Origin of the sequence: Halobacillus halophilus DSM 2266 (assembly GCF_000284515.1) — a bacterium.
Classification (GTDB): domain Bacteria; phylum Bacillota; class Bacilli; order Bacillales; family Halobacillaceae; genus Halobacillus; species Halobacillus halophilus.
Window position 1 is genome coordinate 3450208 of the sequence record NC_017668.1, and the last position, 14761, is coordinate 3464968.

11 protein-coding genes are annotated in these 14761 nt (G+C 44.9%); 6 read left to right on the top strand and 5 right to left on the bottom strand.

Features of this window, described 5'->3' with window-relative positions:
• The first annotated feature begins 50 nt into the window (after nucleotides 1-50).
• The 4 genes from HBHAL_RS17025 (at nucleotide 51) to HBHAL_RS17040 (ending at nucleotide 5444) form a co-directional block, all read left to right on the top strand.
• On the top strand, nucleotides 51-878 hold the full coding sequence (locus tag HBHAL_RS17025; protein WP_014644742.1) for a CHY zinc finger protein: 828 nt from the start codon (nucleotides 51-53) through the stop codon (nucleotides 876-878).
• 418 nt (nucleotides 879-1296) lie between these two features.
• The gene (locus tag HBHAL_RS17030) at nucleotides 1297-3018 is read left to right on the top strand and encodes a glycoside hydrolase family 2 protein (RefSeq protein ID WP_158512390.1); all 1722 of its coding nucleotides are present in this window, start codon (nucleotides 1297-1299) and stop codon (nucleotides 3016-3018) included.
• 19 nt (nucleotides 3019-3037) lie between these two features.
• Nucleotides 3038-4432, top strand: coding sequence for an MFS transporter (locus HBHAL_RS17035; RefSeq protein ID WP_197536711.1), 1395 nt, complete (start codon nucleotides 3038-3040; stop codon nucleotides 4430-4432).
• Between the two features lie 94 nt (nucleotides 4433-4526).
• Nucleotides 4527-5444, top strand: a complete 918-nt coding sequence (locus HBHAL_RS17040; protein ID WP_014644745.1) for an ArsR/SmtB family transcription factor — start codon at nucleotides 4527-4529, stop codon at nucleotides 5442-5444.
• A gap of 675 nt (nucleotides 5445-6119) precedes the next feature.
• Here the strand turns inward: HBHAL_RS17040 and HBHAL_RS17045 are convergent.
• The 3 genes from HBHAL_RS17045 to HBHAL_RS17055 all read right to left on the bottom strand — a co-directional run bounded on the left by HBHAL_RS17045 (nucleotide 6120) and on the right by HBHAL_RS17055 (nucleotide 8997).
• Nucleotides 6120-7112 carry a bile acid:sodium symporter family protein gene (locus HBHAL_RS17045; protein WP_014644747.1) on the bottom strand — a complete coding sequence of 331 codons (993 nt, stop codon included), beginning with the start codon at nucleotides 7110-7112 and terminating at the stop codon, nucleotides 6120-6122.
• Nucleotides 7109-8506 carry an FAD-binding oxidoreductase gene (locus HBHAL_RS17050; protein WP_014644748.1) on the bottom strand — a complete coding sequence of 466 codons (1398 nt, stop codon included), beginning with the start codon at nucleotides 8504-8506 and terminating at the stop codon, nucleotides 7109-7111. The genes HBHAL_RS17045 and HBHAL_RS17050 overlap by 4 nt, the downstream gene beginning before the upstream one ends.
• A gap of 116 nt (nucleotides 8507-8622) precedes the next feature.
• Nucleotides 8623-8997, bottom strand: a complete 375-nt coding sequence (locus HBHAL_RS17055; RefSeq protein ID WP_014644749.1) for a cbb3-type cytochrome c oxidase subunit I — start codon at nucleotides 8995-8997, stop codon at nucleotides 8623-8625.
• Between the two features lie 57 nt (nucleotides 8998-9054).
• Here HBHAL_RS17055 and HBHAL_RS17060 point away from each other — a divergent pair, with 57 nt between their 5' ends.
• Nucleotides 9055-9822 carry a DsbA family oxidoreductase gene (locus HBHAL_RS17060; protein ID WP_087946110.1) on the top strand — a complete coding sequence of 256 codons (768 nt, stop codon included), beginning with the start codon at nucleotides 9055-9057 and terminating at the stop codon, nucleotides 9820-9822.
• A 94-nt stretch (nucleotides 9823-9916) separates the two neighbouring features.
• On the opposite strand, the gene HBHAL_RS17065 is transcribed toward HBHAL_RS17060, so the two are convergent.
• Entirely contained in the window at nucleotides 9917-11224 is a 1308-nt protein-coding gene (locus HBHAL_RS17065; protein ID WP_014644751.1) for a (Fe-S)-binding protein, read from the bottom strand.
• Nucleotides 11217-12620 (bottom strand): FAD-binding oxidoreductase, encoded by a 1404-nt coding sequence (locus HBHAL_RS17070; RefSeq protein ID WP_014644752.1) that lies wholly within the window; start codon nucleotides 12618-12620, stop codon nucleotides 11217-11219. The genes HBHAL_RS17065 and HBHAL_RS17070 overlap by 8 nt, the downstream gene beginning before the upstream one ends.
• Before the next feature lie 293 nt (nucleotides 12621-12913).
• Here HBHAL_RS17070 and HBHAL_RS17075 point away from each other — a divergent pair, with 293 nt between their 5' ends.
• Entirely contained in the window at nucleotides 12914-14647 is a 1734-nt protein-coding gene (locus HBHAL_RS17075; RefSeq protein ID WP_014644753.1) for a M4 family metallopeptidase, read from the top strand.
• The last annotated feature ends 114 nt before the right edge of the window (nucleotides 14648-14761 follow it).

Consider the following 14761-nt stretch of genomic DNA (forward strand, 5'->3'; position numbering starts at 1 on the left):
ATACACATATAGAAAAGGCACGTCCTCATCTTAAGAAAGGATGCGATACTATGTTATGTCCCTCCTGTCATTGTGAACAAGCAGCCGGGAACTTCTGCTCGGTCTGTGGAAGCTCTTTTCGAGAGTCGGAAACGTATGATGATGCGATTTATGAGGTTATTCCTGTTGCTGAGTCATACGCCCCCGCAGAAAGCGCCCTATTAACCCGCGTTTCCAGAAACGCGGATGAACCGAACCGGCTCAGTGGCTACACAGACTATTTTCAACGGATTATTAAAAACCCTTCGCAGGCTTTAGCATCCGATCATGACCACTTTTACTATGGAATGCTATCGGTTGGAATTTACATGGCAACCTTTGCGTTAAGTTTCTATTTTCTCGCTAACAAAATTTACACCGCAATGCTTGGCGGGCTCTCAACCCTATTTTCTGAACAAGGCAGCCAACAGGCTCTTCCTTTTATTAATTTTACCTCATCCATTTTCTTTTTCGTTCTCTTATTCGTCGGCTCAGCCGTAGTCTGTATGTACACGGCGAATCTGTTGATGGGTAAAGGCATGTCCTTTAAGAGGCTCATAGCCCAGTATGGAAGTGTAGTACTTCCTTTCTCCTGTCTTAATTTGATCGCCATCGTATTCGGGCTGGCAGGCTATACCACACTTACCTTATTCACGGCTGGATTATCTTTATTCTTTACCATCTCAATCCTACCTGCCCTCTTTATCTATCATCATGGGCTGCACCGGACGGCATCCACCCGCTCCTTCTACTGGAGCATCGGAACGTCTGCTGTCTCCATGATTGTGTCTTATTTAATTGTCCGTACCTTTGTATTAGAATTTCTAACCCAAATCGTCAATGTTGGAAACAGCTTATAATCTCCATACCTGATCCTCTATTGTTATTTCTTTCTAAAATAGAGTTAGACCTTTAGATCTCATTAGAAGAGCTGAATTTTTATCAGCTCTTCTTTTTTGTGATTAGTTCAGATTTCTTTATGTTTTACCTTATGACCTGGTCAAGGTCAGCCCCCTCTCTACTTCTCCAACTGCATCTACAGTCAAAGAGACCCCTTCATAAAGCCATCCAAAAATTATCTAATCATTTTTATTACTAAAATACTTGTAATAAAACGATTATATATGTAATAATAAAACCAACTTATGAAAGCCCTTACTTAAATACAGAACGGGAGAGGTTGTAATGGTGGTGAGTTCTATTTCTCGCCTTGAGAAAAAGTCGAGCAACAACGTCGAGTACCCTCGACCTCAATTTAAAAGAAATCATTGGTACGACTTGAACGGAACCTGGCAATTCGCATGGGATGATGAAAACAAAGGCGAACAGGAAGGCTGGGCTCAATCGGACGAGAGCCTACCCCAGCAGATTAACGTTCCTTACGCGTATCAAAGTAAAAATTCTGGTATCGATTCACAGGAACCGCACGATGTAGTCTGGTATAAACGCCATTTTCACTGGGGAAAAAGAGATGGCTTTGAGCTTCTCCTGCATTTTGAAGCTGTAGATTACCATACAAAAGTATGGGTGAACGGCCAGTTTGTCGGAGATCATGCAGGTGGTCATACGCCCTTCAGCTTTTCAATTGGCTCTGTTGTACAGGATGGAAACAATGTGATCACCGTCCGGGCGGAAGACCATAATGGAGTGGAACAGCCCATTGGGAAGCAGTCCTGGAAATCAGATAACTTCCTATGCTGGTACACACGGACAACGGGTATTTGGCAGCCGGTATGGCTCGAAGAAGTATCCTCCCTGCATATAAAAGGTGTGAAGATGACACCTGATTTGGCCCATTCCAATCTGCAAGTAGAAGCTGAACTTCCGCTTCATCAGTCGAAGGCTTATTTAGAGGCTCACGTTTATTTCAAAGATGAATGGATCCATTCATCAGGAGCCTGGATTAAACCCAATCAAACAAAAGTGGATTTCCAAATAGATGCCGAGTCCGACCAGGCTGATTTTCGAGTTTACTATTGGACGCCGGACCAGCCACAATTGTATGATATTTACTTTTCTTTAAAAGTCGACGACGAGATCGTGGATCAGGCGGAAAGCTATTTCGGCATGCGGAGCATGGAAGTGAAAGATGACAAAATCCTGCTGAATCAGGAATTCTTTTATCAAAAGTTAATTCTCGATCAAGGCTATTATGAAGATTCATTAATGTCGGCCAGCTACGAGCAGATGCATTCGGATTTAACGAAAGTAAAAGCAATGGGATTCAACGGGGTCAGGCGTCATCAGACAATTGCCGACCGCAGATATATGACGCTTTGCGATCAGCTGGGGCTTGTCATGTGGGCTGAAATGCCAAGTATATTTAAGTTTTCCGATTCATCCATGCAGGCCATGCAGAACGAAACACGGGAAATGGTAATGAAACACTATAACCACCCCTCTGTCATTGTCTATACACTTATGAACGAATCGTGGGGCGTGAACGAAATTTATCACCGCAGCGATCAGCAGAATTTTGTAAACGCTCTCTATTATCAGACTAAAGCTCAGGATCCAACCCGTCTGATCGTTGGCAATGACGGTTGGGAACATACCGCTACGGATATCCTAACGATTCACGACTATAACTCTTCTGCGGAAGATATAGCGGCAACTTATAAAGATAAAGCTTCCTATGTAGATGAAAGCCCTTCTAAGACCAGTAAAAAGCAGAACTTTGCCAGCGGTTATCGATACACGGGACAGCCTATTATTATGAGCGAGTTTGGAGGCATTGCCTTTAGTCCTCAGGAAGACGCCAATACGTGGGGATACGGCGCACGACCTCAAACGGAAAAGGAAGCGTTAGCAAGATTTGAGAAACTGATGAAAGCGGTTATGGAAACCGATTCATTTCAGGGGTTCTGCTATACACAGCTGACAGACGTGGAGCAGGAAGTTAATGGGTTACTGAACCACAAGCATAACGATAAATTTGATCAGCGGGAAATCCGCTCCATTTTATCTTCCGTTCAGTCCGATGGGTTTATTTTTGAATAACATGAAGGAGGAGAGAAGTGTGGAAACAGCTAAACAGCATTCGCAGACAGAGGGAACGTATAAGGAAGATATCCGGAAAAAAGAGATTGCTTCCTATTTCGGTTACGGATTTGCCCAGTGTATCAGCTTTGGTCTATTAGGTTCGTATGTACTCTTTTTTTACACCGATATTTTAGGAATATCAGCGGCAGCCGCCAGTCTGATCTTCCTGATTGCACGAACGTGGGATGCGATCAATGATCCTTTAATGGCTTCCATTATGGACACCCTTCATTCTAAGCACGGGAAGTTCCGCCCTTATCTGAAATACATGCCGTTTTTAATCGTTCTATCTACTATTGCCTGTTTTATTCCGCTGGATGGCTTAAGCATGACCACCAAAGTCATTTATGCCGGTGCTACGTACATCATCTGGGGCATGGTTTATACCGCTTCTGACGTTCCGTTCTGGTCCCTGTCCTCCGTTATGAGTCAGGACGCCCAGCAGCGTACAAAATTGATCACGTTTGCCAATATGGGAGTGTTTACAGGGATTGCTTTGTCTCCTACGATTTTCATTCCGCTGACCGAATGGCTGGGCGGGGATGACATGGGACAGGGCTACCTGCTTGCTACCATTGTATTGATGGCGATTGCTCTGCCGATTATGTTAAATGGCTTCCGAAACACGAAAGAACGAGTAAAACCGCCTAAGGCTAAGGTGAAGTTTTCAGACGGAGTTCGGGCTATTAGAGCCAATAAACCGATGTTTGCGGTGCTGGTCGTCTTCTTCTGTAATGTGTTTATGAATATTACCCAGGCTTTGAACATTTACTTTTTTACGTACAATCTTGGAAACGCTTCCTTAATGACGATTTTCGGAATTATCAGCTTTGCCAGCTGTATCGGATTCTTTATTATTCCAAAGCTTGCCCATAAATATAAGAAAAAGCATATGCTTATGGTGATCGTTGCGGCGGATGTTTTGATTCGAATCGTCTGGTTCAGCCTTGGTTATTCCAGTGTGGTAGTATCCTTTATCTTTATCGGAATTACGATGCTGCTTTATACCACCACTGGTCCTTTAATCTCAGGGATGCTTGCAGAAACGATTGAATATACCGAGCTCAAGACTGGAAAACGAAACGAAGCGGTCATTTTCTCCGGGCAAACCTTTACCGGCAAATTGTCTGTAGCCGTTTCCGGAGGAGCCACCGGATTAATTTTGACAGCCATCAACTATCAGTCCAATCAGGCGCAGAGTGAATTCACACTCGACATGCTGTTTTTCGTCATTGCTTTACTGCCTGCTCTAGGCTCAATCGTCCGTTTTATCATCATGTACTTCTACTCTTATACGGAAACAGAGTATAAAGAAACGGTGGAAAAAATTAATCTTAGAAAACAGGAAGCTGAGGCTTCCCCTCAAAGCTAAAAGGGAAGGAGAAGGAATACGATTCGTATCCTTCTCCTTTATTAATTTTGTTATACTATGGAAAAGATTCTATTTAGACACGGAGGCCAAAGAATTGAAAAAACTGTCCCTTAGCTTTGAAAATATGCTGCCGATCAGCAAGGTTTTATCGAATCCTACTAGAATTAATATCTTAAATCTATTAAGTGAAAAGCCGCATAACGTAAATGAATTAGCAGAAAAGCTGGAACTCCCTTTTTCTACGACCGCCTCTCATATTAATAAACTGGAAGAAGTCGAATTAATTGTGACGGAACTGGTTCCGGGAAGAGGAACCCAAAAAGTAAGTGCCATCAACTATGACCGGATTATTATGGACCTATTTAATAAAGAAGAGCAATCGAATGAACAGGAACTTACGCTGGAGATGAATATTGGAGATTACCTGGATTGTTACGCTGTTCCTAACTGCGGTCTGGTAGGTACAGATGAGTATATTGGACACCAGGATGATCCGCGCTCTTTTTACGAAACGGACCGGAAGCTTGCACAGCTGCTTTATTTCAGAGATGGGTACGTGGAATACCGTTTCCCTAACCGCACTCCTTACGATTGGACAATAAAAGAGATTATTTTCAGTGCAGAAGTATGCTCGGAAGCACCGAACTATAAACTGGACTGGCCTTCGGATATCACCGCCTGGGTCAATCATAAGGAAGCCGGGACTTTCACATCGCCAGGAGATTTTGGGGGTGAGCGTGGCATTCACACACCCGAATGGTGGCGGACCAGCTTAACTCAATATGGTCAGCTGAAACAATGGAAAATAAAAGAGGACGGCTGTTACATTGATAACGAAAAAGTCTCTGACCTTTCCATTGACGATCTCAAACTCCATGATTATCCGTATGTAGCTTTTAAGCTTGGCATCAAGGAGGAAGCCGTAAACAAAGGCGGCATGAATTTATTCGGTCCTAACTTCGGAAACTACGATCAGGGGATTGTGATGACTATTAAATATGAGAAATCTTAATTTACCTAAAAAGAGCTTCTCCACTAGTAGGGAAGCTCTTTTGTTATAGTTTATTATTGGTTTTTCGCAAAAAGCTTATTACGCAATAGGGCCGTTTAGTTGAAGACTCAGTTTCGAGATATTGGATTAATTTAAAGGTCCTGCGGGGGATGATTCGCTTTCCGCGGGCATGTGCTGAGCCTCCTCGAGCTATGCTCTCCGGGGTCTCACCGATCATGTTCATCCCGCAGGAGTCTTCATCATCCCCCTCCGGACCTTGCCAAATCAGATGCTCGAAATCACATCAAACATACCTGTTTGATGTGGAATTAAGACGTATGGTTTTACACCTGTTTTCAGGATGTAACGATGCACAATAGCCTGTTATAAGCATTTAATGCAGATTAAGGAGAAGAACTTTCCTCTTCTGGAAGGGTCCGTTCACTAGATATCGTTGGGATGGCGGATGAAACGACGAGACTCCCATGGGAGAAGGGACTAGGTGAGATCCCGCAGGGAGTGAAACGAGCGAGGAAGCTCACCGCTCCCCCATAGGAAAGCGAGTTGTTTCCGTAGCCGCCCTCATCTATTGTTTGCAACGGACCCCCACTATCTCTAAATCAAGTCTTCAACAAACGGGAGCTTTTCCTTAATATCAACATGGAAGTTTGCCAGAGGCTTAGATAAAAAAGGTATTCAATTTCCTGTCCTTTGAACTCTACTCTCCACCTCTTCTTTCTCCGACTCCAACTCTTCCTCTTCCTTCACCGGTTTCTTGGACCAGAAAGTAGCCAGAATTGGTCCTGAGATATTATGCCATACCGCCGCGACCACATTCGGCAAGGCTGCAAGAGGTCCGAAGTGTGCCGTTGCAAGTGCTACCCCTAGACCTGAGTTCTGCATGCCTACCTCAATGGAAATCGCACGCCGTTTACTTTCATCCAGTTTCATCAGCATGGCAGCTCCATAACCAAGCGTTAGACCGAGCAGGTTGTGAAGAGCTACAGCCGTAAAGATCTGCAGACCGGAGCTTGTAATGCTTTCCACATTCGCAGCCACAACAGCGCAGACGATAATAATAATCGCCAGGACTGAAATGAGCGGGATCGCCGTGGCACTTTTATCCACCGTTTGCGGAAATAGCTTTCTAATGAGAACCCCAAGCGTGATCGGTACAATAATGACCTGGACAATCGATAGAAACATAGAAACGGGATCCACCGGAAGCCACTGTCCCGCAAGCATTAGTAAAATAACCGGCGTCAGAATCGGAGCGAGCAAAGTAGAAAAGGAGGTCATCGCTACAGACAGCGCCAGATTACCTTTAGCAAGATAAACCATCACATTAGAAGCCGTGCCGCCGGGTACGGACCCAAGCAGGACCAGACCAGCCGCAAGTTCTGCAGGCAAATTAAGCATATAAGCGATACCAAAAGCGATCAGCGGCATCAGCAGATATTGAGCCGCTACTCCTGCCACAACAGGAAGCGGTTTTTTGACCACCAGTTTAAAGTCCACTGGTTTTAGAGTAAGTCCCATCCCAAACATGACGACTCCGAGCAGAATGGTAATATAGGCTCCTAGACCAAGAAATGCATCTGGTAGAAAGAAAGCTATGAGAGCTGCTGCTATGACCCACAGAGCGAAATATTTTCCAGCAATTCGACTGATGGATTCGATCACCTTCATTGGCCGCAGCTCCTCTCTGTTTGAACAAGTTTACCAGGATTCATGATTCCTTTAGGGTCAATGGCTGCCTTCACTGCCTCCATCACAGGCAGGGCTTTTCCATGTTCCCGCTTCTGATACTTCATTTTTCCTTTGCCGACTCCATGCTCTCCGGTGCAGGTTCCTCCACGAGCCAGTGCATATTCTACAATTTCTTCATTAAATTTCTCAGCCTTTTTAAGCTCCTCTTCATTTTCCATATCGATCATAAGGAGCGCGTGGTAGTTCCCGTCACCAACATGGCCCAGAATCCCCGACTCAAGGTCCAGCTCAGCAATTTTTTCTCGCCCATGTCGAATCGCCCCGGCAAGTTCCGAGATCGGCACGCAAACGTCAGTCACCATCATCTTTTTAGCGGGACTGCCATGAATGTAGGCATAGGCTAAATTGTGACGAGCTTCCCACAGCTTCATGCGGGCCGCATTATCTTTTTCAAAATGAATCACTTCACACTCATGAGTCTTCACGATTTCTTCCATAAAAGCGACGTCCTCCTGAAGTCCTGCTTCATTGCCGTGAAATTCTAGAAACAGTGTTGCTTTTTCTATGTAATCCGTCCCATTAAACTGATTTACTCTTCGAATCGAGGCTTCATCCAGCAGCTCTACACGGGCTACCGGAACGCCTGCCTGCAGCATCGAAATCACAGCCTCTACCGCGTGATCAATGGTTGGGAAGGAGGCTCTTGCCGCCATGACGTGTTCAGGAATACCATAGACTCTTAATGTTAACTCTGTTATACAGCCAAGCGTCCCCTCCGAGCCCACATAGAGACTGGTCAGGTCATATCCAGAAGACGATTTCCTTGCGAGGCTCCCGGTGTGAATGATTTCTCCGCTTGGTAAAACGACTTCCTGATCCTGTACCTGGTCTTTCATGACGCCATATTTCACAGAAGTTGTCCCACTTGCATTTGTAGCGGCCATCCCGCCGAGCGTAGCATCAGCTCCTGGATCCACTGAGAAAAATAGACCGTGCTTTTTTAAAGCCTTATTTAACTGCGACCTGGTTACTCCAGGCTGTACCTTTACTAAGAAGTCTTTATCCCGTATTTCCGTTACCTTGTTCATGGAGGAAAAATCAATCGTGATCCCTTTATCGTAAGCGATTACATGTCCTTCCAGACTGGATCCTAATCCAAACGGAATAACTGGTGTGCCGGACGTATCGGCCACTTTTATTACTTTACTGATTTCCTCCGCGCTTTCTGGAAAGACCACTAGATCAGGCAGACTTCCTTCATGATAGGATTCATCTTTACTATGTTGATAGAGAATCGTCTCATTGTTACTCACTTGATCCTCTCTCAAAAATTGCAACAGCTCCTCTTGTAAAACTGCTACGTCTGCACTCATATTATTCGACTCCTTTCTCCATTTGCAGGGTTAAACTGTTGGATAATGTTATCACAATTGTCTGAAAACTACAACGGATGTTGGGAGTGCATTCATAAAGAAAAGAGAAGGCAGATTTATGCTGCCTCCTCTTCCTTAAGATGCACCCACACATTCAGCGCAAAAAACAAAATCCCCGCTGTCGTAAGTGTCGCACCACCCGCAATAACCGGCGTCAATGATTCAAGCTGAAGAGTAATCATTAGAAAAAGTCCAGCCATCATGAGCGGTAAGCCGATATTATGAAGCCAAAAGTGAATTTTCCCTAACTTTGAAGCAGCGAGCTGCGGGAATAAATGATATAAAATACCGGCGAGTGTTAATGCAGTCCATCCTAATAAGTTGATATGCACATGTACAGGCGTTAATGCGTAATCATGGACGATAGACATGTAGTACCCCAGCAAAATCCCCATTACAAAATAAATCGTGGAGATTTTTATTAGTGTCATTCCGATGATACTCACCTCCTTCATTCACTCTATTCCAGCTCCCAGTTAATCAGAATAATGGATTTCCCGCTTAGAGAGCCGTACAATAAAGATGTATTCTATGGAAGAGGTGAAACAGATATGAAAATTGAAATCTGGTCAGACTTTGTCTGTCCGTTCTGTTATATTGGAAAACGCCGGTTGGAACAGGCTTTAGAGAATTTCCCGAATGAAGAAAAAGCAGAAGTTATTTATAAAAGCTTTGAGCTTGATCCTAATGCGGAGCGCAGCTCTAAACAGTCCATGCATGAAAAACTGGCAGCTAAGTATGGCCGGTCCCTGGAGGAAGCGAAAGAAATGACAAGGAATATGGAGGAGCAGGCATCCATGGTTGGCCTTGATTTCCGTTTTGGCACCATGGTTCCAACGAACACTATGGATGCTCACCGGGTCGCAAAGTTTGCTGAAACAAAAGGGTTGGATCAAGAAACAGCAGAGATCTTCTTCCGTGCCGTGTTCACCGATTCAAAAGATATTGGGGATCATGAAACCTTGATCGAACTGGCTCAGGAAGCAGGACTCGACCAAAGTGAAGTACGCCAGGTACTCGAAAGCACCGACTATATGGAACTTGTTCGCACGGAAGAAACAGAAGCTCACCAGGTCGGAGTGCAAGGCGTGCCTTTCTTTGTGATCAACCGCAAATATGCCGTATCCGGCGCCCAGCCGAAAGAAATATTCACCCAGGCACTGGAGAAAGCCTATTCAGAAGAGAAGCAGTCTCCAGCATTTGAAACATTCTCTGGACAAAACGGAGCATCCTGCACAGATGACAGCTGCGAATAATATAAGGAAATAAGGAAAAAAAATCCACCTCAGGTCATCCAGATTCTGGATGACCTGAGGTGGTAATTTTTTGCATTTCCGCATTGCCGTTATATTATTTCCAGGCAGGCTCAGGCTCGGCTTCCATTAGTAAATCGACTAAATGAATCGAATCGATTTGGTCGCTCTTGCCTTCGCGTTCGACACCGAGCTTCATCTGAAGCAGACAGCCTGGATTGGACGTTACAATTCCATCCGGATTGACCCCGCAGACATCTTTCATCTTAACATCGAGAATATCCATGGAATCTTCATAGTTCACAATGTTATAGATGCCTGCTGATCCGCAGCAGAAATTCGGGCGATCGAGTTCTTTCAGCTCAATTCCCGGTATTTTACGAATCAGCTGAATCGGAGCTTCCGTGACTCCCTGAACATTCGTCATATGACAGGAAGGCTGATACGTAATCGTCCGGTTCAGAGGCTGATTGAACACCAGCTCGTCCAACCCGGTCAGCACTTCGGAAATATCTTTTACTTTAGCCACAAACGCCAACGCACGTTCATGCCACCGGGTTCCTTTTTCAAAAAGATGATGGTATTCGATCAGTCTCGCTCCGCAGCCGCCCGCATTATTAACAATGTAATCAAACTTCTCCTCTTCAAAAGCTTCAATATTCTGCTTTGCAAGTTCGATCGACGTATCAATTTTCCCTGAGTGAGCATGCAGTGCGCCACAACAGGTTTGCGCTTCTGGCAGCACGACTTCCGCCCCGCTTCGCAACAGCAGTTCAATCGTTTTCTGATTCGATTCGTAAAACACACTATCCATTATGCAGCCGGGGAAGAAAGCAACCTTTGCGGTGGCCGGACGTTTGCGAATATACCTCTTTGCGCGTTGTTCTTTTCGCCGCTTTGGTGAAGGCAGATCAGGTAAGACTTTCTCAAATTGATCCAGATGCAGCGGAGCAATTTTTGTTAGCTGAAAAGTCTGCGCCACTTTCTGCAGTCCGGACTTCTGATACAGCCACGTTGCATGTCCGAGGGTGTTCATCCATTTTGAGGACGGGAAAAAGGAATCGTATAGGAAATCCTCCGTCACTCGCTGGGAGGTAGATTTCGCCTCATATTCGTCAATGACCCCCATCGCTCCTTCCAGAATTTCACCGTACTGCACATTGGTCGGACAAACGGTCGTGCAGGCCATACAGCCGAGGCATTTCTCAATTGGCTCCTGCAAATCCTCTACGCTTGCCTTCCCTTCCGCCACCATTTTCACAAGATTGATACGGCCGCGCGGGGAGTGGGTTTCTCTTTCCATCGTTTCATAGGTCGGACATGCCGGTAAGCAGTAGCCGCACTGCACACAGTCGAACGTCTTGTCGTAATTCAGCTTCTGGCTTAGCGTCTGCAGATCACTCATTGCGAAGCACCAGCTTCTGCCCTTTTTCTGCGAAAATTTTGCCCGGGTTCATAATTCCATTGGGATCCCATGCTTCTTTAATGCGCTTCATCATATTAATTCCGATTTCGCCTACTTCCATTTCCATAAACGGGGCTTTCATCGTACCAATCCCATGTTCACCGGAAAGTGTGCCACCAAGCTCAACAGCCGCTTCAAACAACTCTTCCACCGCAAGCTCCGCTCTTTTCATTTCCTCCTGATCCCTCTTATCACACAGGATGTTAGGATGCAGGTTTCCGTCTCCTGCATGACCGAAAACGACGACTTCTACGTCGTGCTTTTCTTTGATCACCTGCAGGCGGTCAATTAAATCTGGAATTTTACTACGTGGCACGGTGGCGTCCTCTGACACTTTCGTCGGTTTAATTTTAGCAATCGCCGGTGAAACCTGCTTTCTGGCATGCCAGATTTTTTCAGCTTCTTCGCTAGTTTCGGGTACAACTGTTTCCCGGGCTCCGATGTTCTCCATGATTTCTTCTATTAATTGGCGTTCAATTTTCAATGTTTCCGGGTGGCCATCAAGTTCAATAATGACAATGGCTGCCGCGTCCACAGGCAGTCCCGCCGGCTGGAAGTTTTCCACGGCTTCAATGCAGGCCTGATCCATGAACTCCATTTTGGAAGGAAGAATACCCGACGTTAAGGTTCTGGAAATGGCCTCAGCTGCTTTTCTCACTTCGTCAAAAGAGACCATTAACGTTTGGACAGCGGGAGGTTTAGGCAGTAACTTCAGGGTCGCTTCTGTAATCACTCCAAGCGTGCCCTCTGAACCGACAATCAGCTTCGTCAGGTCGTAACCGGTTACATTTTTAATCGTATTGCCGCCCGTTCGAATCAGCTCTCCTTCCGGTGTAATTACTTTTAATCCAATGACATGATCCTTCGTCACTCCATACTTCAACCCGCGCGGACCACCTGAATTTTCCGCGAGGTTCCCACCGATGGTAGCCACATGGGCACTGCTCGGATCTGGCGCATACATAAGCCCATGCTTTTCTGCTTCTTTATTAATATTTCCGGTTAGTACACTCGGGGATACCGTTACTGTTAAATCATCAGGACTCATCTCAATCCGCTCGGGCCACTGGGACATATCCAGCACCATGCCCCCGTGTACAGGAAGCGGACCTCCGCTTAGGCACGTCCCCTGCCCCCTGGGATAAACCGGTATGCGATATTCATTGGCTATCTTAAGTACTTCCATAACTTCCTCATTGCTTTTTGCCTGGACGACAGCTTCTGGAAGGTGCTCTCCAAAAGAAGCATCAAAACTATAACTATAGCGGTCTGACAGGTCGGTCAAAACTTGTTTAGACGGGACAACCTGCTTGAGCAGCTGAATCCATTCTTCCACAAAACCTTCTCCTTTCTATGAAAATATGTCATTTTCAGATAATTATTTCTAGTAAAAAGTATAAAGGAATTTTCCATAAATTGATATACTCGCGGTGTACATCATGGCTTTCTGGAGAGGTTGATCACCGTGTGATAGACCATGCAGGTAGTAAGAAGCATGTAATTCGGATTATTTTATAGAAAAAATGGACATCACTTCCAAAAGTGTCCATTTACCCAAAGACCTGGGTATACCTTTCTGATATGATAGAAAATGTTAAATATTCAAAATATTCAATCAGGAGGGTTTTTATGAAAAAGAAAAGAAAAGTTTTTTCCGCAATGGCCCTATCCGTGGGGCTGCTTGCTGGTTCAGGTTTAGGAGCCGTCAATGTTGAAGCAACCGCAAACGTTCAGGCTAAAATCCAGGAGAGTAAACAATCCATGGGCAACCTGACAGCTCCGTCTGAATCTAAAGCGTCGGATATTGTTAAAGCAGCCGTAAAAGGACAGATTGACAGTAAGCTTTCAAACTCTCAGAAAAACAATGAAAGTTACGTAGACTATCGCGTAGTAGAAGAAGCGAAAGATTATAATGGGCAGGATCTAGTGAAGCTTCAGCAGACATATAAAGGGTACGACGTATTCGGAAAAGTACTGGTCAGCCAGCTGGATCAAGGGGTTATCAAAAATGCGCTTGGAGATGTAGCCAAAAATTTAAACGGTAAAAAAGGCTTAAAGGAAAAGCAGAAAATTTCTAAGAAAGAAGCCGCAAGTTATGTGTCAGATACATATGGTTCTGATGTTGAGCTGCTTACAGATACAACGGTGGAGAAGGTCGTCTATGTAAATGATAAGGATAAAGCTTCCTTTGGGTGGAAAGTAGATTTCTCAGTAGCTGCCCCTACTTTTGCCGAAGGGTTTGTCATTCTTGATACGAAAAAAGGAGACACCCTTTTACATGCTGTGAAAGAAATGGACAGAGCTCTTTCTGATGAAACCATTCAGTATGCAAAAGGCGGCAATGGCGGTAATGGAAACGGCGGAGGCAAACCAGGTTCCAGTGCGACTGTAGTTGGTCCAGTTACAGGATCCGGTGTTGATAAAAACGGAAACTCTCGTACGTTCACAGCAAGCGAGATGTCTGATGGTACTTATGAGTTAGCTGATTATACAAGAGGACAGGGGATCCTGACTTATGATGCACAGTACGCTGATTTAAATCGTGAATACCGACTTTACCCTGGTGAACTATTATCCAGTACATCTACTACGTTTTCTGACGATGAGGGGGTCAGTGCTCACTACTTAGCAACCTCTGTTTATGAATACTACTTAAATGAATATAACCGTAATAGCTTTGATAATAACGGTCAACAGGTGAAATCGGTCGTACATGCGTGGGATTCAAGCTCAACCAATGATCCGGAAAACTGGTTCAATGCTGCAAGTGTTAACGACGGTGCCATGCTCATTTATGGAGATCCGTTAGCTGGGGCTTATGATGTGGCGGGACACGAGTTTACTCATGCCATTACTTCCAGTGAGTCAGACCTCGTGTACAGCGGTGAATCGGGAGCATTAAACGAATCAATCTCGGATATCTTTGGGGTTGCTATTGAAAAGAATGTGAATAATGGCTCCTTTAACTGGACAATCGGAGAGCAATCCGGAGAAGTCTTCCGCAGCATGTCGGATCCTTCCTCCATCCAATTCTCATCTACTCTCGTATATCCAGATGACTACAATGATTACCAGAACCTTTCTTATGACAATGGCGGTGTCCATTTCAATTCCAGTATCATTAATAAAGCTGCTTACCTTCTTGCAGCAGGTGGAAGTCATAATGGAGTAAGCGTACAAGGTATTGGGGAAGAGAAAGTATTTGATCTTTTCTATTATGCGAACGTTGACCTATTAACAGCCGATTCTACATTTGAAGATTTACGTAATGCGGTTGAAACCGTAGCAGTAGATCTATACGGCAGCAGTTCTTCCGAATTTCAGGCGGTAACCGCTGCGTTCGATGCCACATTAATTCCATAATCATTTCTATAGAAAAGCACCAGCGCAACATTAGCGCCGGTGCTTTTCTTCCATTTCATTCCACCTCAGGTCATCCAGATTCTGGATGACCTGAGGTGGAACTTATTCCCTTTT

Coding starts and splice junctions, on each gene's coding strand:
- HBHAL_RS17025 (WP_014644742.1), top strand. CDS start 51: ATGTTATGTCCCTCCTGTCATTGTGAACAAGCAGCCGGGAACTTCTGC.
- HBHAL_RS17045 (WP_014644747.1), bottom strand. CDS start 7,112: ATGAAGGTGATCGAATCCATCAGTCGAATTGCTGGAAAATATTTCGCT.
- HBHAL_RS17050 (WP_014644748.1), bottom strand. CDS start 8,506: ATGAGTGCAGACGTAGCAGTTTTACAAGAGGAGCTGTTGCAATTTTTG.
- HBHAL_RS17055 (WP_014644749.1), bottom strand. CDS start 8,997: ATGACACTAATAAAAATCTCCACGATTTATTTTGTAATGGGGATTTTG.
- HBHAL_RS17060 (WP_087946110.1), top strand. CDS start 9,055: ATGGATTTCCCGCTTAGAGAGCCGTACAATAAAGATGTATTCTATGGA.
- HBHAL_RS17065 (WP_014644751.1), bottom strand. CDS start 11,224: ATGAGTGATCTGCAGACGCTAAGCCAGAAGCTGAATTACGACAAGACG.
- HBHAL_RS17075 (WP_014644753.1), top strand. CDS start 12,914: ATGAAAAAGAAAAGAAAAGTTTTTTCCGCAATGGCCCTATCCGTGGGG.